22 protein-coding genes are annotated in these 19682 nt (G+C 53.4%); 7 read left to right on the top strand and 15 right to left on the bottom strand.

Features of this window, described 5'->3' with window-relative positions; all coding sequences use genetic code 11:
• Window positions 1-190 precede the first annotated feature (190 nt).
• The 11 genes from flgL to flgB all read right to left on the bottom strand — a co-directional run bounded on the left by flgL (window position 191) and on the right by flgB (window position 10085).
• Entirely contained in the window at window positions 191-1144 is a 954-nt protein-coding gene (gene flgL / locus HV334_RS14950) for a flagellar hook-associated protein FlgL (RefSeq protein ID WP_181220562.1), read from the bottom strand.
• A gap of 14 nt (window positions 1145-1158) precedes the next feature.
• Window positions 1159-2817, bottom strand: a complete 1659-nt coding sequence (flgK, locus tag HV334_RS14955) for a flagellar hook-associated protein FlgK (protein ID WP_046274758.1) — start codon at window positions 2815-2817, stop codon at window positions 1159-1161.
• Between the two features lie 64 nt (window positions 2818-2881).
• Window positions 2882-3832, bottom strand: a complete 951-nt coding sequence (gene flgJ / locus HV334_RS14960) for a flagellar assembly peptidoglycan hydrolase FlgJ (RefSeq protein ID WP_181220563.1) — start codon at window positions 3830-3832, stop codon at window positions 2882-2884.
• Window positions 3832-4908 carry a flagellar basal body P-ring protein FlgI gene (locus HV334_RS14965; RefSeq protein ID WP_019076467.1) on the bottom strand — a complete coding sequence of 359 codons (1077 nt, stop codon included), beginning with the start codon at window positions 4906-4908 and terminating at the stop codon, window positions 3832-3834. Before HV334_RS14965 ends, flgJ begins: the two co-directional genes overlap by 1 nt.
• A 33-nt stretch (window positions 4909-4941) precedes the next feature.
• A complete protein-coding gene (gene flgH, locus HV334_RS14970) occupies window positions 4942-5640 on the bottom strand; it encodes a flagellar basal body L-ring protein FlgH (protein ID WP_016152630.1) in 699 nt (232 codons plus the stop codon).
• Window positions 5641-5697: 57 nt separating this feature from the next.
• The gene (flgG, locus tag HV334_RS14975; RefSeq protein ID WP_003036202.1) at window positions 5698-6480 is read right to left on the bottom strand and encodes a flagellar basal-body rod protein FlgG; all 783 of its coding nucleotides are present in this window, start codon (window positions 6478-6480) and stop codon (window positions 5698-5700) included.
• Window positions 6481-6493: 13 nt separating this feature from the next.
• On the bottom strand, window positions 6494-7249 hold the full coding sequence (locus tag HV334_RS14980; protein ID WP_016156188.1) for a flagellar basal body rod protein FlgF: 756 nt from the start codon (window positions 7247-7249) through the stop codon (window positions 6494-6496).
• A 20-nt stretch (window positions 7250-7269) separates the two neighbouring features.
• Window positions 7270-8523: a flagellar hook protein FlgE gene (gene flgE / locus HV334_RS14985; RefSeq protein ID WP_153690524.1), complete on the bottom strand. Its 1254-nt coding sequence runs from the start codon at window positions 8521-8523 to the stop codon at window positions 7270-7272.
• Window positions 8524-8549: 26 nt separating this feature from the next.
• On the bottom strand, window positions 8550-9248 hold the full coding sequence (flgD, locus tag HV334_RS14990; protein ID WP_016152627.1) for a flagellar hook assembly protein FlgD: 699 nt from the start codon (window positions 9246-9248) through the stop codon (window positions 8550-8552).
• 12 nt (window positions 9249-9260) lie between these two features.
• Window positions 9261-9665: a flagellar basal body rod protein FlgC gene (flgC, locus tag HV334_RS14995; protein WP_006685091.1), complete on the bottom strand. Its 405-nt coding sequence runs from the start codon at window positions 9663-9665 to the stop codon at window positions 9261-9263.
• Between the two features lie 3 nt (window positions 9666-9668).
• On the bottom strand, window positions 9669-10085 hold the full coding sequence (gene flgB / locus HV334_RS15000) for a flagellar basal body rod protein FlgB (protein ID WP_016152626.1): 417 nt from the start codon (window positions 10083-10085) through the stop codon (window positions 9669-9671).
• A 157-nt stretch (window positions 10086-10242) separates the two neighbouring features.
• Here flgB and flgA point away from each other — a divergent pair, with 157 nt between their 5' ends.
• From flgA to flgN, 3 genes are all read left to right on the top strand, one after another.
• Complete coding sequence (flgA, locus tag HV334_RS15005) at window positions 10243-10902, top strand: flagellar basal body P-ring formation chaperone FlgA (RefSeq protein ID WP_016156187.1); 660 nt, start codon at window positions 10243-10245, stop codon at window positions 10900-10902.
• A gap of 93 nt (window positions 10903-10995) precedes the next feature.
• Window positions 10996-11289, top strand: a complete 294-nt coding sequence (gene flgM / locus HV334_RS15010; protein ID WP_016152624.1) for a flagellar biosynthesis anti-sigma factor FlgM — start codon at window positions 10996-10998, stop codon at window positions 11287-11289.
• Window positions 11290-11292: 3 nt separating this feature from the next.
• Entirely contained in the window at window positions 11293-11715 is a 423-nt protein-coding gene (flgN, locus tag HV334_RS15015; RefSeq protein WP_016152623.1) for a flagella biosynthesis chaperone FlgN, read from the top strand.
• A gap of 84 nt (window positions 11716-11799) precedes the next feature.
• Here flgN and murJ read toward each other — a convergent pair whose 3' ends face one another.
• The 4 genes from murJ to rimJ form a co-directional block, all read right to left on the bottom strand.
• Window positions 11800-13335 (bottom strand): murein biosynthesis integral membrane protein MurJ, encoded by a 1536-nt coding sequence (murJ, locus tag HV334_RS15020; RefSeq protein WP_016152622.1) that lies wholly within the window; start codon window positions 13333-13335, stop codon window positions 11800-11802.
• A gap of 223 nt (window positions 13336-13558) precedes the next feature.
• The gene (locus tag HV334_RS15025; protein ID WP_181220564.1) at window positions 13559-14482 is read right to left on the bottom strand and encodes a Gfo/Idh/MocA family oxidoreductase; all 924 of its coding nucleotides are present in this window, start codon (window positions 14480-14482) and stop codon (window positions 13559-13561) included.
• Between the two features lies 1 nt (window position 14483).
• Window positions 14484-15131 carry a YceH family protein gene (locus HV334_RS15030; RefSeq protein ID WP_046274762.1) on the bottom strand — a complete coding sequence of 216 codons (648 nt, stop codon included), beginning with the start codon at window positions 15129-15131 and terminating at the stop codon, window positions 14484-14486.
• 34 nt (window positions 15132-15165) lie between these two features.
• A complete protein-coding gene (gene rimJ, locus HV334_RS15035; RefSeq protein WP_006685101.1) occupies window positions 15166-15750 on the bottom strand; it encodes a ribosomal protein S5-alanine N-acetyltransferase in 585 nt (194 codons plus the stop codon).
• Between the two features lie 259 nt (window positions 15751-16009).
• Here rimJ and mdtH point away from each other — a divergent pair, with 259 nt between their 5' ends.
• From mdtH to dinI, 4 genes are all read left to right on the top strand, one after another.
• Window positions 16010-17218 carry a multidrug efflux MFS transporter MdtH gene (gene mdtH, locus HV334_RS15040; RefSeq protein WP_016156184.1) on the top strand — a complete coding sequence of 403 codons (1209 nt, stop codon included), beginning with the start codon at window positions 16010-16012 and terminating at the stop codon, window positions 17216-17218.
• Between the two features lie 114 nt (window positions 17219-17332).
• Window positions 17333-17893, top strand: a complete 561-nt coding sequence (locus HV334_RS15045) for a lipoprotein (RefSeq protein ID WP_016152618.1) — start codon at window positions 17333-17335, stop codon at window positions 17891-17893.
• 106 nt (window positions 17894-17999) lie between these two features.
• The gene (gene pyrC, locus HV334_RS15050) at window positions 18000-19046 is read left to right on the top strand and encodes a dihydroorotase (RefSeq protein ID WP_049259720.1); all 1047 of its coding nucleotides are present in this window, start codon (window positions 18000-18002) and stop codon (window positions 19044-19046) included.
• Window positions 19047-19111: 65 nt separating this feature from the next.
• Window positions 19112-19357, top strand: coding sequence for a DNA damage-inducible protein I (dinI, locus tag HV334_RS15055; protein WP_003036157.1), 246 nt, complete (start codon window positions 19112-19114; stop codon window positions 19355-19357).
• The last annotated feature ends 325 nt before the right edge of the window (window positions 19358-19682 follow it).

Consider the following 19682-nt stretch of genomic DNA (forward strand, 5'->3'; position numbering starts at 1 on the left):
TCTACACACTGACAAACTGAGAAGGCGTGGTTACGCTGGCAATCTTTAGCGGTGCGATTGCGCGGGTAATAAGATTAACGGGGAATCTGTCGCTGAGAAAATAACAGTGGCCTAAAAAAATGCCCGCTCCGGGGTGTTAAAGGAGCGGGCAGACAAACATATCCAGTTTCATGATATGTTCAAAAAGGTGTTACCGGTTCAGTTGAAATAGCGACATTCCCTGCATATCGGTAAACGTTTTGTACGATGCCTGCAGTGCGGCCTGCTGCATCACGTAGGACGAAATCGCTGCATTCCAGTCAACATCCACCAGATTGCTCATCTGCTGAGTCTGGCCCAATGCGCGATCGGCGCCCAGTGAATCCAGTGAACTTAGCTCGCTGAGCTGAGTCCCTAATTCTGCACGAACAGAAAGCACGTTATTCAATGAATTTTTCAGGCCACGACTGGTTTTATCAATGGCTGCAGAGGCGGTAGCTTTTGCCGCGTCATTGCCCTCAATCGGGGTTTTGAGCGCATCAATAGCGGTATCCAGCATTTTGAACAGGTTCTTTTCCTGTGTACCGCCGCCTGGTTCCGGTACGGCATTACTGGTCAGATTAACAAATACTTTATCGCCAGTATGACCAATCACCATGGTACGGGAGGCATCGACCTGCTGGGTCACATTTGTTGTACCGCCACTGTAAGCGCCATCTGCCTGAGCAAACGGTGCAGATTCTGTTTTATATCCGCCAAAAATATAGCGTCCATTACCGTCGGTGCTGTTCGCCAGGTTCATCAGTTGATCGCGGATCCCCTGCAGGTCGGTGGCCAGCGATGCACGGTCGTCATCGCTTAACGTGCCGTTCGCGGCATAGACAATTTTTTCCTGCGCGGTCTGAATTGCCGTCGTTACCTGACTCAGTACGTTCTCTTCCAGCGATACTTTTTGCGTCGCAAATGAACGTGCCAGCGTATATTGGCTGTTCTGCGCCTGTGCTTGAGAAAGCACCACGGCCTGCGAGGCGGCGATCGGATCGTCAGATGGGTTGATCACACGTTTGCCCGTTGACATCTGCTCGCCGAACTTCATCCATTCAGCCTGAGAGTTAGTGATGCCACGCATATTATGCTGGTACATCATCTGGGTGCTGATACGCATTGTGTCCCTCTCCCTTAGCGAATATTAATCAGTGCATCAAACAGCGCATTTGCAGTTTGCAGCACTTGCGCGTTAGCCAGGTAATACTGTTGATAGCGCTGTAAGTTACCGTATTCTTCGTCGAGGTTAACGCCGGAAATAGACTGCTGCTGCTTATAAAGCTGCGTTACCACGTTGTTTTGGGTAATGGCGCTGGTTTTCAGCGTCGCGGTTTTGTTCCCGACATCGCTTACCAGCGTGGCATATGCATCGTTGAAGGTCTTATTACCCACGGTAGCTTTGGTCTGCAGATCCAGCAGTTTCTGACCGTTACGGTTATCGCTTTTTCCCTTATCAATATCCGGGTCCGGATCATTTTTTGAGACTTGGGCCATGGCGATTTTCGACTCATCGGTCACCATGACTTTCATATCAACAACGGCGTTACTGACAGGTTTCACTGTAAAGCTGTCATTTGCTTTTGCGCCAGCATTAACGGTGATTTCCATCCCGTCAAAGGACATCTTCCCACCGGTAACGGTAGCTTTGAAGCTGGTATTATCCGCCAGGCGAGTAACCTGCCAGTCCGTCCCGTCATAAACGATTTTATAATCGGTCGCCTGTACAGCAGAGCTGTCGGTAATCTTCGCGCTTAACGATCCTGTTCCTGTATTTTTAGCGTTGTTGAATACTGCCGGGCTACCGATAGCAAAGAAATCCTTACCCTGATCGCCGTTCGCGTCAAAACCCTCTTTATGCTGGGTGTTAAACGCATCGGCGAACGCCAACGCCAGTTGGCCCAGCGTGTTACGCGTCTGGTCAAGCTCTTGAGAACGGAAGGTCAACAGCCCGCCCAATGAACCGGTATTCAACAGTTTTTCGGGAATTTCAACCTCGCCGGCAACCCCGTCGACGTAGGCCACTGTGGTTCGATTGGGATCGTCACTGGAGGGCACAGCCGCCAGCTGGCGTGCATTGCTGCCCTGCACCAGTGAATAGCCGTTCGCCATGGTTATGTTGTAAGTCCCGCCGTCCTGAACGCTGACTTCAACACCGACAATCTGGTTCAGTTCACTGACCAGTTGGTCGCGCTGGTCAAGTAAATCGTTAGGGGATGCGCCCGCGCCGACGCCGGTCAGACGGGAAATCTGATCGTTGAGGCTGGCAATCTGTTTTGAATAGTTGTTGATCTGGTCAACGCTGGCCTTGATCGCAGTATTAACCTGCTTGTCTTGATCGCGCAGATACTGGTCAGTTGTTCTGAACTGGTTGACTAAACCATCAGCTTTACCGATCAGCGCCTGGCGCGCCGCCGGGTCTTCCGCGTTACTGACAAGCGTTTGCAGGCTGGTAAAAAAGTCCTGCATTGAGGTCGAAATGGAACTGGTTTTGCTGGAGAGCAGATTGTCGATTTTCGACATTTGTTCATAGCGCGTTGTCAGGCCGCTGCTTTGGTTCTGCGCGGCACGTAACTGATTCGTGATAAAGGAGTCATACTCGCGCTGTACGCCAGAAACATAGACGCCATTGCCAACCCAGCCCCCCGCACCCAGCGTGCTGTTCGCTTGCGCCATAATTGTCGTTTGACGGGTGTATCCGGCAACGTTATAGCTGGAGATGTTATTACTGGCAGAATTCAACGCGGCCTGCGCTGCGGCGAGTCCACTCATCGCGTTATTAATCAAGCTGGACATGGAGGTTCCTTGTAATCCTTCAATACTCGTTATTATCGGCAGCAGGTTGGTAGACTTGAGCTATTTAAAAGAGATTATCGATATTCGTACCGTAGGTTTTGCTCACTTTTTCGCTCATCGATTTCAACTGCTGGATCATGCTGGTTAATTTACGCGCATAGTTAGGGTCAGTCGCGTAACCGGCATTCTGCAAAGCCTGTGCCCCCTGCTCGGCGGTAGCAGCGGCGGTTACCGCCGCATAGCGCGGGTTACGCGATATCAGACCGACATAATCCGACAGTGCCTCAAGGTAAGAGCTATAGACGCGGAATCGGGCTTTCACCTTTTTCGCCTCGCCGTTTTCATATTCGGTGGTGGTGATTTCGGTGGTTGGGCCTTTCCAGCTTCCCGAAGCCTTCACGCCAAAAATGTTAAAGCTCGGTTCACCGTTCTCACGGCGGATTTGTCGCTGGCCCCATCCGGACTCCAGCGCCGCCTGCGCCAGAATCAGATGATGCGGAACCCCGCTTTGCTGACTTGCCAGCTTAGCCGGCAGCGATAGCTGGGCGAGGAAGTCTTTGCTGTCACCTGACAGCGGCTCATCATTGCTTTCCGTCGCGCGGGGAATGGCTTTACGGACCAGTTGCGTCAGCGCCTGGTTTTGATAGCTGGTCACCGTTTCCAGAGAGAACTTCATTGGCACCTGCGGCGTATCGTCTGCGGGTTGCGCCTGGCCTTCGGTCATCTGCTTAACCATCATTTCAGCCAGTCCCAGACCTTTACCTGCGGTCATCTGCTGCGCAATTTGTTGGTCATACATGCTGGTATACAAACGTGTCGAATCACTGCTAAAAACGCCATCTTTCGGCAGCGCTTCACGCATGCTTTTCAGCATCATTTGTACGAACATCCCTTCAACCTGACGGGCAACCGGGCGGATATTCGCCGCCGGGTCCTGACCCGCTTTCACTTTCAGTTCGTTCAGTGATTGCGCATCCCAGGCGGCACTGGTCAGCAGTTTGCTGTCACCAATCATTAGATGATTTCCAGTTTGGCGCGTAAGCATCCCGCGCTCTGCATCGATTGCAGAATGGACATCAGATCCATCGGCGTTGCCCCTAGCGCATTAAGCGCACGCACAACATTGTTCAGGTTGGCGCTGGAACGCACGCTTTGCAGCGAACCGCCGCTCTGGCGCAGATCGATCTGGGTTTGAGGCGTCACCACGGTCTGTCCACCGCCAAACGGTGTATCCGGCTGGCTGACGTTCGCCTGGCGGTTTACTGTTATCGACAAGTTGCCTTGCGCGACGGCACAGCTATCCAGCGTGACTTCACGGTTCATAACGACGGATCCAGTGCGCGAGTTGATAATCACTTTCGCATCCTGCGGCGTGACGTTCACCTCCATATTCTGGATGTCAGCAAGGAAACGCACCTGCGAGCTGTTGCCGCTTGGCACGCGTACCTGAATCGTCCGGGCGTCCAGCGCAGTGGCGCTACCAAAGCCGCGCGAACGGTTAATGGTGTCGGTTATCTGCTGCGCCATAGTGAAATCTTCATTATTGAGCTGCAGATTAATGGTGTTACCGCCGCCGAACTGGCTGGGTAATTCACGTTCGATGGTCGCGCCGTTGGTAATACGTCCGCCATTGAGCTGGTTTACCTGCACGCTGCTGCCACCCGCAGCAGCGCCTGCACCGCCTACCAGAATATTCCCCTGCGCCAGCGCATATACCTGGCTATCGACCCCTTTCAGCGGGGTCATCAGCAGCGTACCGCCGCGCAGGCTTTTGGCGTTCCCCATGGAAGAGACCACCACGTCAATGGTTTGCCCCTGACGACCAAAAGCAGGGAATTGCGCGGTCACCATCACCGCCGCCACATTTTTCAGTTGCATATTGGTGCCGGTTGGCACGGTAATTCCCAACTGCGAAAGCATGTTGTTGAGCGTTTGCGTAGTAAACGGCGTCTGCGTAGTCTGGTCACCCGTGCCATCCAAACCGACCACCAGCCCATAACCGATCAACGAGTTTTCCCGCACGCCCTGAACGCTGGTCAGGTCACGAATACGGTCGGCATGCGCAAAGGTGGTTATCAGCACCAGTACCATTCCAACTAAAGATTTAAACACTGGCTACCTCGCTTACATCGGCGACAAGTTAAGGAAGAAACGCTGCAACCAGCCCATATTCTGCGCTTCATTGATGTAGCCGTTGCCGACATACTCAATACGTGCGTCCGCAACCTGAGTTGACGGTACGGAGTTGCTGCCACTGATGGTGCGCGGGTTAACGACCCCGGAGAAGCGAATGAATTCAGTGCCCTGATTAATGGCGATCTGCTTTTCACCCACAACATGTAAGTTGCCATTCACCAGTACCTGATCGACCGTTACGGTCAGCGTACCGCTGAAGGTATTGCTGGCGTTCGCGCCGCCTTTACCGTTAAAGGTGTTACCGCCTGAAGCTTCTACGTCAGCACGCTCGTTGCCAAACAGTCCTTGCAAATAACGCGGTACGGTATCAAAGCCAAAGTTGGTTTTGCCGTCGCGGCTGGCATTAGCCGAAGAACTTTTGCTCGCGCTGACGTTTTCCTGCAATACGATGGTCAACGTATCGCCAATATTGCGCGGACGGCGGTCTTCGAATAACGGCTGATAACCGTAGTTAATCGGTTGGGCCGACTGGAAGATTGATCCATTCGCCACCGGCGTCGGGCCAGGAACAGGCTGGGCAGACGTTGCGCCCTGCACGAGGGGCGTGGCCGGGATCCAGGCGCATCCTGTCAATGAAACCACCAACAGGGCTAAAATTGGGTATGGGTGAAGCGCGTATTTTCGCATTGCGGTCATCTTCAAAATCAGTGTGCCGGTGAGGCTTTCACCCCACCGGGCCACACTTTAGAGTTGCGTCAGTTTTTGCAGCATCTGATCGGTGGTCGATACCGCTTTACTGTTGATTTCGTAAGCGCGCTGAACCTGGATCATGTTTACCAGCTCTTCCGCCACGTTGACGTTAGAGGTTTCAACATAACCCTGGTACAGCAGACCCGCGCCGTTCAGCCCCGGAGTGCTCTCATTCGGCGCACCGGATGACTGCGTTTCGGTGTACAGATTCTCACCAATGCTTTCCAGACCGGTATCGTTCATAAAAGTAGTCAGGTTAAGCTGCCCTACCTGAACCGGTGCTGCCTGGCCCTGCTGGGTTACGCTGACGATACCGTCGCGTCCAATGGTGATACTGAGCGAGTTAGCCGGGATGGTGATAGCCGGCTGAACCTGAAAACCACCCGCAGTCACCAGTTGGCCGTTCTGATCCACCTGGAAAGAACCGTCACGGGTGTAGGCGGATGTGCCATCAGGCAGCATGACCTGGAAAAATCCCTGCCCTTTAATCGCCACATCTTTACTGTTGTTGGTCTGCGACAGGTTCCCCTGGCTGTGTAAACGCTCGGTCGCGACCGGGCGCACACCGGTACCAATCTGCAAACCAGACGGCAGTGTGGTTTGTTCAGAAGACTGTGCGCCAGGCTGGCGAATCGTCTGGTACAACAGATCTTCAAACACGGCACGTTGACGCTTAAATCCGTTGGTGCTGACGTTTGCCAGGTTGTTGGCAATCACATCCATGTTGGTTTGCTGCGCATCCAGGCCGGTTTTGGCGATCCATAATGAACTGATCATAAAATGTCCTGTATTAACTCATCGACAGCAGTTGGTTGGCGCGACCCGCGTTATCATCCACGCTACTGATAATCTTCATTTGCATTTCGAAACGACGGGCGTTGGCGATCATGTCACTCATCGCGGCTACCGGCTTAACGTTACTGCCTTCCAGCACGCCCGACATAACGCGAATGCTGGGGTCAGCCTGTAACGTAGCGCCACGGGTAGCCTGCGCGGCCTGAGTCAGACGGAACATACCGTCATCGCCACGTTGCACTTCACTCCCCGTGGCCTTCACCAGTTTCAGTCGCCCAACTGGCGCAACGGTGTTAGCCGGATCGCCAGGGTTGAGCGCCGAGATCGTGCCGTCTGCCGCAATGGTGACTTCTGAACCTTCCGGTACGGCTATTGGTCCGGCTTCGCCAATCACCGGGTGTCCCTGAATGGTCAGTTCCCCCGTAGGGCTTACCTGAATGGCGCCATTTCGGGTATATCCTTCGCTACCGTCCGCGGTCTGCACAGCCAACCAGCCATCCTGTTGCAGCGCCACGTCCAGCGGACGTGAGGTATAGTCCATCTGACCCGGCGTCATATCGGCCCCCGGCGTGGAGGCCACCACCAGCGTACGCGTCGGTAAAGACAATCCTTCAACGGGAACCGCGCGCAGCGCATTGAGTTGCGCACGAAAACCCGGCGTTGAGGCGTTTGCCAGGTTGCTGGCCGTCACCGCTTGTTGATTCAGCGTCTGACTGGCCGCGCCCATGGCGGTATAAATTGCGTGATCCATTAAGCCATCCCGTCAGGCGCTTAGCGCAGGTTGACCAGCGTGTTGAGGATCTGGTCCTGGGTTTTGATAGTCTGCGCGTTCGACTGATAGTTACGCTGGGCGACGATCATATTCACCAGTTCTTTACTCAAATCCACGTTTGATGCTTCCAGCGCGCCGTTGGTCAGCTTGCCGAAGTTACCCTCGCCTGCGGTACCCAGCAGCGCCACGCCGGAAGACTGAGTAGCTGCCCAGACGTTGTCACCCTGAGAAGCCAGACCTTCGTTGTTGGCAAAGTTTGCCAGCACGATCTGCCCCAGAACCTGTTGCTGTTCGTTGGAGTAGTTACCGACCACAGTACCGTCATTGTTAATCTGGTAGCTCACCAGGTCGCCCGGCTTATAGCCATTCTGATTCGTGGCAACGATGTTGTTGGCGCCAGTGTTTTGCTGCATGGAGTTCAGGAAGCTCAGAGAGAAATTTGCCGCATCAGCACCGTTAATCTGCCCGGTTGTGATGTTGATTTCCTTTGGCCAGACGGTAGGAGGCGTCGGTACCGCCTCGGCGGCTGTGGCGCTAATCCCTAAGAACACACCATTTTCATTAAAGCGCATAAACCCTGCTGATTTTGCAGCGGCTCCGGTTGAAGCATCCTGTGTGTGAACTTCCCAGGTGTTGCTCTGCGCATTTTTGACATAAAAAATATTCATGTCGTGGGCGTTACCCTGGCTATCGAAAACGGTAACTGAGCCTTTTTTGTTGTAGGAATCCGCATCGCTTGGATTAAACGGGGTCTTCGTTGGCACCTTGTCAGTGGAGTTCAGGTTGATCTGCATTGACGCAGTCGTGGTGGTTTTAGCCGCCATCAGCGTATTCGGGATAGTGATCGGCGCCGGGTTAGCACCTTGCTGTATCGTTGGCGGTGTACCGGTAGCCGGATAGCCCGTCAGCTGTAGCCCCTGCATGTTGACGATATTGCGGTTTTCATCGAGCTTGAACTGACCGTTACGGCTGTAGAAAACGGAACCGTTGCTGTCTACCATGCGGAAAAAACCGTTCTGGCTGATAGCGACATCCAGCCCGCGACCGGTGTTGGTCGTGGTACCGTCGGTAAAGTCCTGGGTAATGCCCGCAACTTTAACGCCCAGACCTACTTTAGAACCGGCGAACATATCGGCAAAAGAGGCCGTACCGGATTTAAAACCGTAGGTGGCGGAGTTGGCGATGTTGTTACCAATGACATCGAGGTTGGTCGCTGCAGCGTTCAGACCGCTGACCGCTTGTGAAAAGGCCATGACTTACTCCTGATAAGTGTGAAGGCTTAAATGATCTGCCGTACTTCGTCGAGGGTGGTGGTTCCATAGGTGCCCAGATCCAGCGTATTACCGCCGTTGCTGCGAATAACGCCCTGCACCAGCGCAAACTGAAGCGGCTGAGCCACCAGTTGTGTTCCGCCATTACTGGCAGCAATTGACACGTTGTAAGAACCGCTTGGCGCATCCGTGCCATCGGTCATGGTGCCGTCCCAGGTAAAGGTATGAACGCCCGCTTTCAACCCACCAATATCAATGGTGCGTACCACCTTGCCGTCTTTATCGGTAATGGTTGCGGTAACCTTATCTGCCGGTTGCTGCAGTTCAACGCCAAACGGCGTGGTGGTGGTTTTTGCGCCCTCTTCCGTACCTTTACCGGTCAGGATGGTGGTGCCTGGGATCATGACACCGTGGCCAATCAACGTACTGGCCTGCAGCGACTGACTGTTGTCGATCTGCCCGGAGATCGATCCCAGCGTGGTGTTCAGTTTCTCAATTCCACTCACGGTACTGATTTGCGCCAACTGGGTGGTCAGTTCGTTGTTTTGCAGCGGGTTGGTTGGATCCTGGTTTTTCAGCTGTGCAACCAGCAGCGTAAGGAAGCTGCTTTGCAGGTCCGCGGCGTTGCTGCCCGTCAGCGAACTCTTCCCCGTTGCGTCATTCACACCCGTCGTGCTCGGGTCATTCATTTTTACAGCAATAGACATGTGCGCCTCCTTTTACTGGCCTAGCGTCAGCGTTTTGAGCATCAAGCTTTTCACCGTATTGAGCACTTCAACGTTTGCCTGGTAGCTACGCGAGGCTGACATGGTGTTGACCATTTCGCCGACGACGTCCACATTCGGCATTTTTACGTAACCATTCGCATCGGCCAGCGGATTACCGGGTTCATAAACCAGCTTATCCGGCGCCTGGCTTTCAATGACGTCAGCGACTTTTACGCCACCGGTTGCCGCACCTGGCGCGGCATCAACCTGAAAAACAACCTGCTTCGCGCGATACGGCTGACCGTCAGGTCCGGTGACGCTATCCGCATTCGCCATGTTGCTGGCCGCCACGTTCAGGCGCTTAGACTGAGCCGTCAGCGCAGAGCCTGCGATATCAAAAATATTTAACAGCGCCACGAATTAGTTCCCTCCTTGCAGCACGTTCATCATGCCTTTGATTTGTCCACCCAACGCGGTCAGCCCCATTTGATACTTGAGGCTGTTGTCTGCAAATTGCGTACGCTCCCGGTCCATATCTACCGTGTTGCCATCGAGAGACGGCTGATCAGGAATGCGGTAGAGCAGTTCCGTAGAAGGAGCGGAAACGGTCTGGGCCGGAATGTGTTGTGCAGAGGTCAGCGTCAACGAGACACCGCCGGTTTCTTCCCGTCCTCGCACCATGACTTTTTTTAATTCACTGGCGAAATCCAGGTCGCGCGCCTGATACCCCGGCGTGTCGGCATTGGCTATGTTGGCCGCCAATACTTCCTGGCGTTGGGCGCGCAAATTCAGCGCTTCCTGTTGAAAACGTAAGGCGGCGTCGAGCTTATCGAGCATATCTCCTCCGCAAATGACAAAATTCAGCCGACAGCTTAAATCCCATTACGCGCGCGTTATCGCCGGAATAAACGCAAAATGCGTCGCTATTTGTTGCGTTGATGACTGCGTCACACAGGTAGAATCCTGTCACTACCTGAAAAAGCGCGAGGTTTTGATGCAAACGTTTAAACGTGGAGTCGTCGTGGCAGCACTGCTGTTCAGTCCTATGACGCTGGCGCAAGACCTGAATTCACAGTTGACGGCATGGTTTTCCCAGCGTCTGGCCGGATTTAGCGATGAGGTCGTCGTTACTATCCGAACGTCGCCAAATTTATTGCCGAGCTGCGAACAACCAGCATTAAGCGTGTCCGGGAGTGCAAAATTGTGGGGTAATGTGAACGTGCTGGCGCGCTGCGCCAACGAGAAACGTTATCTGCAGGTGAACGTGCAGGCCACGGGAAACTACGTTGTTGCCGCCGCGCCCGTCGCTCGGGGTAGCGCCCTGACTTCGGCCAGCGTAACGCTAAAACGAGGTCGACTGGACCAACTCCCTCCGCGCGCCGTGCTGGATATGAATCAGGTGCAGGATGCCGTAAGCCTGCGCGATCTGGTGCCAGGTCAGCCGATACAGCTTTCCATGTTGCGCCAGGCATGGCGAATCAAGGCCGGTCAGCGCGTCCTGGTTATCGCCAACGGAGATGGCTTTCGGGTGAATGCCGAAGGTAAAGCGCTGAACAATGCCGCCGTCGCCCAGAATGCCCGAGTACGGATGATTTCAGGCCAGGTGGTGAGCGGTGTCGTCGATTCTGATGGGAATATTCTTATTAACCTATAATAGGTTAAAGATTTTTTAGCGTGTGCCGATAGATAAACAACCAATGATTACAGCGGGCCGCTATAGCGTAACCCCTCGATGAGGATAAACAAAATGAGCATTGATCGTACCTCACCATTGAAGCCAGTAAGTACCGTTCAGCCACGTGAAACCAGCGATGCGCCGGTACAAAAAACGCGGAAGGAAAAAACCACCGCCACCACCAGCACCAGCGTCATGCTGAGCGACGCCCAGGCCAAACTGATGCAGCCCGGCACCAATGACATCAATATGGAACGCGTGGAAGCACTGAAAACCGCAATCCGTAATGGCGAGCTGAAAATGGACACCGGAAAAATTGCCGACTCGCTGATCCGCGAGGCGCAGAGCTACTTACAGAGTAAATAAAGTATGACTCGTTTGTCAGAAATACTTGACCAGATGACGACCGTCCTCAATGACCTGAAAACGGTAATGGATGCTGAACAGCAGCAGCTTTCCGCAGGATATATTAACGGCAGCCAGTTACAGCGTATTACAGAAGAAAAAAGCTCTTTGCTGGCAACCCTTGATTATCTGGAGCAGCAGCGCCGTCTGGAGCATGACGCCACGCGCAGCGCCAATGATGAAATTGCCGAGCGTTGGCAGACCATTACCCGGAAAACACAGGACCTACGCGAACTCAACCAGCACAACGGTTGGCTGCTGGAAGGGCAGATCGAGCGCAATCAACAAGCGATTCAAGTGCTGAAACCGCACCAGGAACCGGCGCTGTATGGCGCAAACGGTCAAACCTCTGCTGCGCACCGCGGCGGGAAAAAATTCTCTATCTGATGCTAGCCTGATAACGTTTTGCTTATCAGGCCTACGCGTTTGTAGGCCGGATACGGCGTCATGCCGCCATCCGGCATTAATCTGTTACGCCGTCCGGCGCACAAACTCTTTCACTTTAAAGCCCAGCACCGCGAGTGCAGCGAAGTAAGCAGCAATACCGGCCACCACAACGGCCATCAGACGCAGCAGACGCCATAACATCGTTCCCTGCGACCAGTCCGGCATGATGTAGAGCATCCCAACCAGCGCCGCCGACATCACCAGCACAGAAATCACCAGTCGCGCCAGGAACCAGGCCCAACCCGGTTGTGGGGTAAAAATTTTCTGTTTACGCAGTTGCCAGTACAGCAGTGAAGCGTTCAGACACGCCGCCAGACCAATCGACAGCGACAGCCCGGCATGTTTCAGCGGCCCAATAAACGCCAGGTTCATTACCTGGGTCATAATCAGCGTGACAATGGCAATCTTGACTGGCGTTTTAATATCCTGGCGCGAATAAAAACCTGGGGCCAACACTTTCACCACGATCAAGCCAATCAAACCTACCGAGTATGCCACCAGCGCGCGCTGCGTCATCGCGGCGTCAAAGGCGGTAAATTTACCGTACTGGAACAGAGAAACCGTCAGCGGTTTGGCCAGAATCCCCAACGCCACGGCGCTCGGTAATGCCAACAGAAAACACAAACGCAGGCCCCAGTCCATCAGACGGCAATACTCATCATGATTACCGCTGGAAAAACTTTTGGACAGCGAGGGCAGCAGGATAGTCCCCAACGCGACGCCAAGTACGCCAGACGGAAACTCCATCAGACGGTCAGCATAATACATCCATGACACTGAGCCAGAGGCCAGAAATGAAGCGAAAATCGTATTGATGATCAGTGAAATCTGGCTGACAGATACCCCAAGGATCGCCGGGCCCATTTGCTTGACGACGCGCATCGCCCCCGCATCACGGAAGTTCACGCGCGGTAGCACCAGCATGCCAATTTTCTTCAGGTGTGGAAGCTGATAAATCAGCTGTAGCACGCCGCCAACGGTAACGGCCCACGCCAGCGCCAGCACCGGAGGGTGAAAATAAGGCGCAGCAAACAGCGCGAAACCGATCATGCTGATATTCAGAAAGGTCGGCGCAAACGCCGGAATGGAAAAGCGATTCCAGGTATTCAGGATCGCACCCACCAGCGAAGCCAGTGAGATCAGCAGAATATACGGAAAGGTGATCCGTAGCAGTTGAGTGGTCAGCGCAAATTTGTCCGCGGTGTCGGCAAACCCAGGCGCGGTGACTAAAATCACCCACGGGGCAGCCAGCATCCCGGCGACCGTCACCACGGCCAGCGCCAGGGTCAACAGCCCGGAAACGTAAGAGACAAAGACGCGGGTCGCATCCTCACCCTGCTTACTTTTATATTCGGCAAGAATAGGCACAAACGCCTGCGAAAAAGCGCCCTCAGCAAAGATTCGGCGCAGCAGGTTAGGAAGTTTGAATGCCACAAAAAAGGCATCAGTCGCCATCCCTGCGCCAAAGATTCTGGCGACAATCGCATCACGCGCAAAACCCAGCACACGTGAAAACATCGTCATCGAGCTGACGGCTGCCAGCGACTTTAATAAATTCATCTATGTTGTATTCCAGACTCTGAGGCAAAACCCCGACAAACCTGCCCGTAGGTCGGATAAGGCATGATCGCCGCCATCCGGCACTTTTGCTGTGCCTGATGGCGACGCCGTAGCGTCTTATCAGGCCGACAAACCAGCCTATGGTTAAAAAGAGGTGTTATTTTTGAGTTGGCATATAGTACCTGGATTACAATGAATTACTACCGCCAGATGTTACAGGGGGTTATTCAGCCATTGCCTCCCGCCACAGCTTTTCGACAACGCGCTGGGCCAGGAGCGCCTGCTCACCTGCCGTCTGGGGAACCGTCTGATTTTGCACGCACTCAATGAAATGACGTGCGCATCCGGCAAAACCACGCTGTTCCAGGGTAGTTTGCCAGCCTGCTACCGGCTTGTGCATCACTCCTTGCCCGCGCTCTTCCCGCCATTCCCGCATATCCGTAACGTCAATCAGGCCACCATCCGTCACCGCCTGCACGCTCTCGCGCTGGCTACCGGCGCGGCGGTGCATACTGGTCGTTACCTGCATTTGCCCGGCAGAAAAATGGTGCTCCGCATAGAGCATCGCGCCGGATTCATTGGTTAACAGCGTACCGTTATTTAACTGCGCTTTCTCTCCCGCCAGCCACAATGCGGTATCGACAACGTGCAGATAGTCGTCCAGCAGAGTGAAGCGCAGATCGTGCGGTCCGACGCTGTCCGTCCGGTGCTTATCCATGCGTACGGACGCCGCATTGCCCAACTGGGATTTGAGATCCTGATACAGCGGCGCAAATCGACGGTTAAACCCCACCATCAGCGTCAGCTTTTTCCGCTCGGCCAGCTCCACCAATTGTTCAGCTTCGTGCAGGTTTTCCGCCAGCGGTTTATCCACGCACACGTGAACCCCGGCATTCAGCAGTTCGCTGACCACCGCATAGTGCGTTGCGGTACTGGAATGGACGAAAACCGCATCGCAGGTTTGCGCCAGATTAACCAGTGAATCAACGTAAGGTATCCGCCAGGTATCACAGATACGCTGCGCTTTTTCCAGCGAAGGTGAAAATGCCCCTTCCAGTGTCCAGTCTGCACTAGCGCCCAGCACGGGCAGCCAGGCCTTTTGCGCAATCCCGCCGAGCCCGACAACGCCGATACGTAATTTATTCACATCAGTCTCCCAGGTGCGCCAGTAAGGAATCAAGCCGCTGCTTAAGCTCCGCGACGTCTGTTTCCAGCGCTTCAACGCGCGCCTGTAGATCGCCCGAAGCTGCCGGAAGTTCATCTGTGGTGGCCATCGCTTCATCAACGTCACCGCAAAACAGGTGCATATAACGGCTTTCACGTTTGCCCGGCTCACGCGCCAGGCGAACGACATAAGGACCATCTTCCCGGGTTGCCAGTTTCTCCAGTGTCGACTCTACTTCGGCCATGTCGCTGAATTCGTACATCCGGGAGGCGCGGCTACGTAGCTCACCTGGTGTTTGAGCGCCGCGCAGCAACAGCGTGGTAATGAGCGCGACCTCCCCCGCGCTGAGCTTAAGATTACCAAACTCAGAGTTGCAGAAACGCTGCTCATATTTCGTGACGCGATTACCAAAGCCACTCACCGTGCGCAGGAAATGCCGTTTCACCAGGTTATCAAGCTGATCCTGCACGTCGGATTCCGACAGGTTCATCACGGGTTCACGATTCGTTTTTTGATTGCAGGCGGTTACGACTCCGTTAACGGAGAGCGGATACTGTTCAGGCGTAGTCACTTGTTTTTCTAATAAACAGCCAATCACCCGTGCTTCAGTGGCGGTTAATTCGTATTTCATCGTCTTCTCCATTAATCATGGCTGCATCTGAAACTTAGCGGCCGGGGGTCCATTCTGATGTGGTCAACGCCGTCAGCACGTGATCGCGCCACTGCCCGTCAATCAGCAGGTAGTCTTTGGCATACCCTTCTTTTTCAAAACCCAGTCGCGCCAGCAGGTCACCGCTGCGTTTATTATGTGGCATGTAGTTAGCCATAATGCGGTGAATATGCTGCGTGCGCTGCATATAGCGGATGGCCGAGGTTAAGGCTTCATACATCAGCCCCTGCCCCTGCCACTTCTGCGCAATGGAGTAACCGAGATAACAGGCGTGGAAAGATCCCCGCACGACGTTCGAGAAGTTCGCGACGCCAATAATCTCTTTTTCTTCCGGATCGAGCAGCGCAAAGTAATAAGCGGTGCCCTGTTTATGAAACTCAGAGATCATGCTCAGACGCGCCTGCCAGCCTGACGGATAACAGTGGCTTTCATCGCGAATAGGCTCCCAGGGTTTTAAGAAATGACGATTTTCTGCGTAATAATCTGCCAGACGCCAGGCATCACGCTCATGCACTAAACGCACGACCAGGCGGTCCGTGGTTAAGCGCACTTTTGGCACGTTACTGCGATAGCCAAACATTCTATACCTACTCCTTCCCGTAACGTCTTCAATACGCTATTCGCATTACTATACCTGCGCAAATACGCCCTGTGAAAAGAGCAAAATGCCATTTTTTGAATTATTCACACATTTTGATGAAAACTCTCTATCAAGACGGACTTTTGATAAAAAAATATTGTCCCGCGAAGGGTGGGAAAAGCGATGACGACACCGCAGAATAGGAGGTGCTTATCTTTTAAACTCTATCCAGAGTGACGAGTTTTTCCCTGGAGGGGAAATGTCGCAAGTCTCGCAGGCAAGGAACCTGGGTAAATACTTCCTTCTTATCGATAACATGCTGGTCGTGCTGGGTTTCTTCGTCGTTTTCCCGCTGATCTCAATTCGTTTCGTCGATCAAATGGGCTGGGCCGCCGTGATGGTCGGTATCGCGCTAGGATTACGTCAATTTATCCAGCAAGGTTTAGGTATCTTCGGCGGTGCTATTGCTGACCGTTTCGGGGCAAAACCGATGATCGTCACCGGCATGCTGATGCGCGCTGCCGGATTCGCCACCATGGGCATTGCCCATGAACCGTGGCTGCTGTGGTTTTCCTGCTTTCTTTCCGGGCTGGGCGGCACGTTGTTCGACCCTCCCCGCTCGGCGCTGGTGGTCAAACTGATCCGTCCGGAAAAGCGCGGGCGTTTTTTCTCTATTCTGATGATGCAGGATAGCGCCGGGGCCGTGGTTGGCGCGTTGCTCGGCAGTTGGTTATTGCAATACGATTTCCGTCTGGTGTGTGCCACCGGCGCAATTTTGTTCGTTCTGTGCGCAGCGTTTAACGCCTGGCTGCTTCCGGCATGGAAACTGTCGACGGTGAAAATTCCTGTGCGCGAAGGAATGAGCCATGTGATGCATGACAAGCGCTTTGTCACTTATGTGCTGACGCTGGCGGGCTATTACATGCTGGCGGTGCAAGTGATGCTGATGCTGCCAATAATGGTAAACGACATCGCTGGCTCACCGGCCGCTGTGAAATGGATGTATGCCATCGAGGCGTGCCTCTCTTTAACGTTGCTCTACCCGATTGCCCGCTGGAGTGAAAAACGCTTTCGCCTTGAGCATCGCCTGATGGCCGGTCTGCTGGTGATGTCTTTAAGCATGATGCCCATCGGCCTGGTCGGGAATTTGCAGCAGTTGTTCACCCTGATTTGCACGTTCTATATTGGCTCAATCATCGCCGAACCGGCGCGTGAGACCCTGAGCGCCTCGCTGGCGAATGCACGTGCCCGGGGAAGCTATATGGGTTTCAGTCGACTGGGACTCGCCATCGGCGGCGCCATTGGTTATATCGGCGGCGGCTGGCTGTTTGACATGGGTAAAGCCCTGGCACAACCGGAGCTGCCCTGGATGATGCTCGGCATTATCGGCTTCATCACTTTCCTGGCGCTGGGCTGGCAATTCAGTCTCAAACGCCCAACGCGTGGTATGCTGGAGCCTGACGCCTGATAGCCAATCTGGTGTACGCGCATTTTTCAGTTTTTTCTGCTGTTACCCGCAGCGCTGGTGCTCGATGATGCTTTGTGTCACGATTACACCACAAGCATCATGTTGAGGAACCCCATGAAAAAGTTTTTTTTTGCCGCTGCACTAATTGTCAGCGGCCTGTTGGTTGGTTGTAATCAACTCACGCAATACACGGTTAGCGAGCAAGAGATTAATCAGGCCCTGGCGAAGAATAATAACTTTTCTAAAGATATCGGTTTGCCTGGCGTCGCTGAAGCACATATCGTACTGAACAACCTCGCCAGCCAGATAGGCCGTGAAGAACCCAATAAAGTGACGCTGACCGGAGACGCCAATCTGGACATGAACTCCCTGTTTGGCAGTCAGAAAGCAACCATGAAGTTGAAGCTAAAAGCTTTACCGGTTTTCAATAAAGAAAAAGGCGCGATTTATCTGCAAGAAATGGAAGTCGTGGACGCTACCGTCACGCCGGAAAAAATGCAGTCGGTACTGCAAACGCTGATGCCTTATTTAAATCAGTCGCTGCGCAACTATTTCAACCAGCAGCCAGCGTACATTCTGCGGGATGACAGCAGCCAGGGGGAAGCGCTGGCGAAAAAACTGGCGAAAGGCATTGAGGTGAAACCGGGAGAAATCATTATCCCGTTCACCGACTAATATGACAGAGGGCGCCGATGCGCCCTTTTTTTTTCGTGCAAACGAAAACGTTTCCGCTTATCCTTTGTTTCCGGCAAAAAAGACTATCCTCAGCCGGAGCATATTGATGACTGCACCATCCCAGGTTTTAAAGATCCGCCGCCCAGACGACTGGCATCTTCACTTTCGCGATGGCGACATGTTAAAAACTGTCGTGCCCTATACCAGCGAAGTTTATGGCCGCGCCATTGTCATGCCGAACCTGGCTCCGCCCGTCACCACGGTGGACGCGGCTATCGCTTACCGCCAGCGAATTCTTGACGCGGTACCTGCCGGACACGACTTCACGCCATTAATGACCTGCTACTTAACGGATACGCTGGATCCCAATGAGCTGGAACGTGGATTCAACGAAGGCGTGTTCACCGCCGCAAAACTCTATCCGGCCAATGCCACCACCAACTCGACGCATGGCGTAACCTCTATTGATGCCATCATGCCAGTGCTGGAGCGGATGGAAAAATTGGGTATGCCTCTGCTGGTGCACGGCGAAGTGACGCATGCGGATATCGATATTTTCGATCGCGAGGCGCGCTTTATTGAAACGGTGATGGAACCACTGCGTCAGCGCTTAACTGCGCTGAAAGTGGTGTTCGAACATATCACGACTAAAGATGCTGCCGAATACGTGCGCGACGGCAACGACCTTCTGGCGGCGACCATTACGCCGCAGCACCTGATGTTTAACCGCAACCACATGCTGGTCGGTGGGATTCGCCCTCATCTGTACTGCCTGCCGATCCTCAAACGTAACGTCCATCAACAGGCGCTGCGTGAGCTGGTCGCCAGCGGGTTTAACCGCGCCTTCCTCGGTACCGACTCAGCGCCGCATGCGCGTCATCGTAAAGAGTCAAGCTGTGGCTGTGCGGGCTGCTTTAATGCGCCGACCGCACTGGGCAGTTATGCCACCGTGTTTGAAGAGATGAATGCACTGGACCATTTTGAAGCCTTCTGCTCACTCAATGGCCCACAGTTCTACGGTTTGCCGGTGAATGAAACCTTTATTGAGCTGGAACGCGTGGAGCACCAGGTCCCGGAGAGCATTGCGCTGCAAGATGATACACTGGTGCCTTTCCTGGGTGGCGAAACGGTACACTGGTCCGTGAAAAGCTAAAAAAAGTGTAGCCAACTGGCGAGAATAGCTGTATAAATAAACAGTATATTCCACAGGGGGCTACTATGCGTATTGAAGTCACTATTGCCAAAACTTCACCTTTACCTGCTGGTGCAATTGACGCGCTGGCAGGTGAACTCTCCCGCCGTATTCAGCACCATTTTCCGGATAACGAAGGTAACGTTACCGTCCGTTATGCCGGCGCAAACAATCTGTCGGTTATTGGTGCCACCAAAGAGGATAAAGAACGCATCAGCGAGATCCTCCAGGAGACCTGGGAAAGCGCGGATGACTGGTTCATCAATGAATAAATAATGATATGCAGTGATGTTTGTTTGCCGGGTCGCCCCGGCTTTTTTATACACACCATCTTTTAATCAATAGTTCATTCCTTCTGGCAAACTGATATTTTAATAATAAATCCCTGGCTATCTTTTAACCACAACACCAAAATAATTGTGCAACATGCTTAAAAAAAATGAATAACATGTCGGTTTGTTAGTCAGATAACGCTGAAAACGAAAATTTTATGTGCTTACCTCTTTAAATTTTCAATGAATACCCTTATTTATTGATATACTGAAGTTGCTTCAGAAAAAACGCATTGAACCTCGAAAACCGTTGTCTAGTAACACG

The organism is Citrobacter sp. RHBSTW-00944 (assembly GCF_013615435.1).
In the GTDB taxonomy this organism is placed as follows: Bacteria; Pseudomonadota; Gammaproteobacteria; order Enterobacterales; family Enterobacteriaceae; genus Citrobacter; species Citrobacter braakii.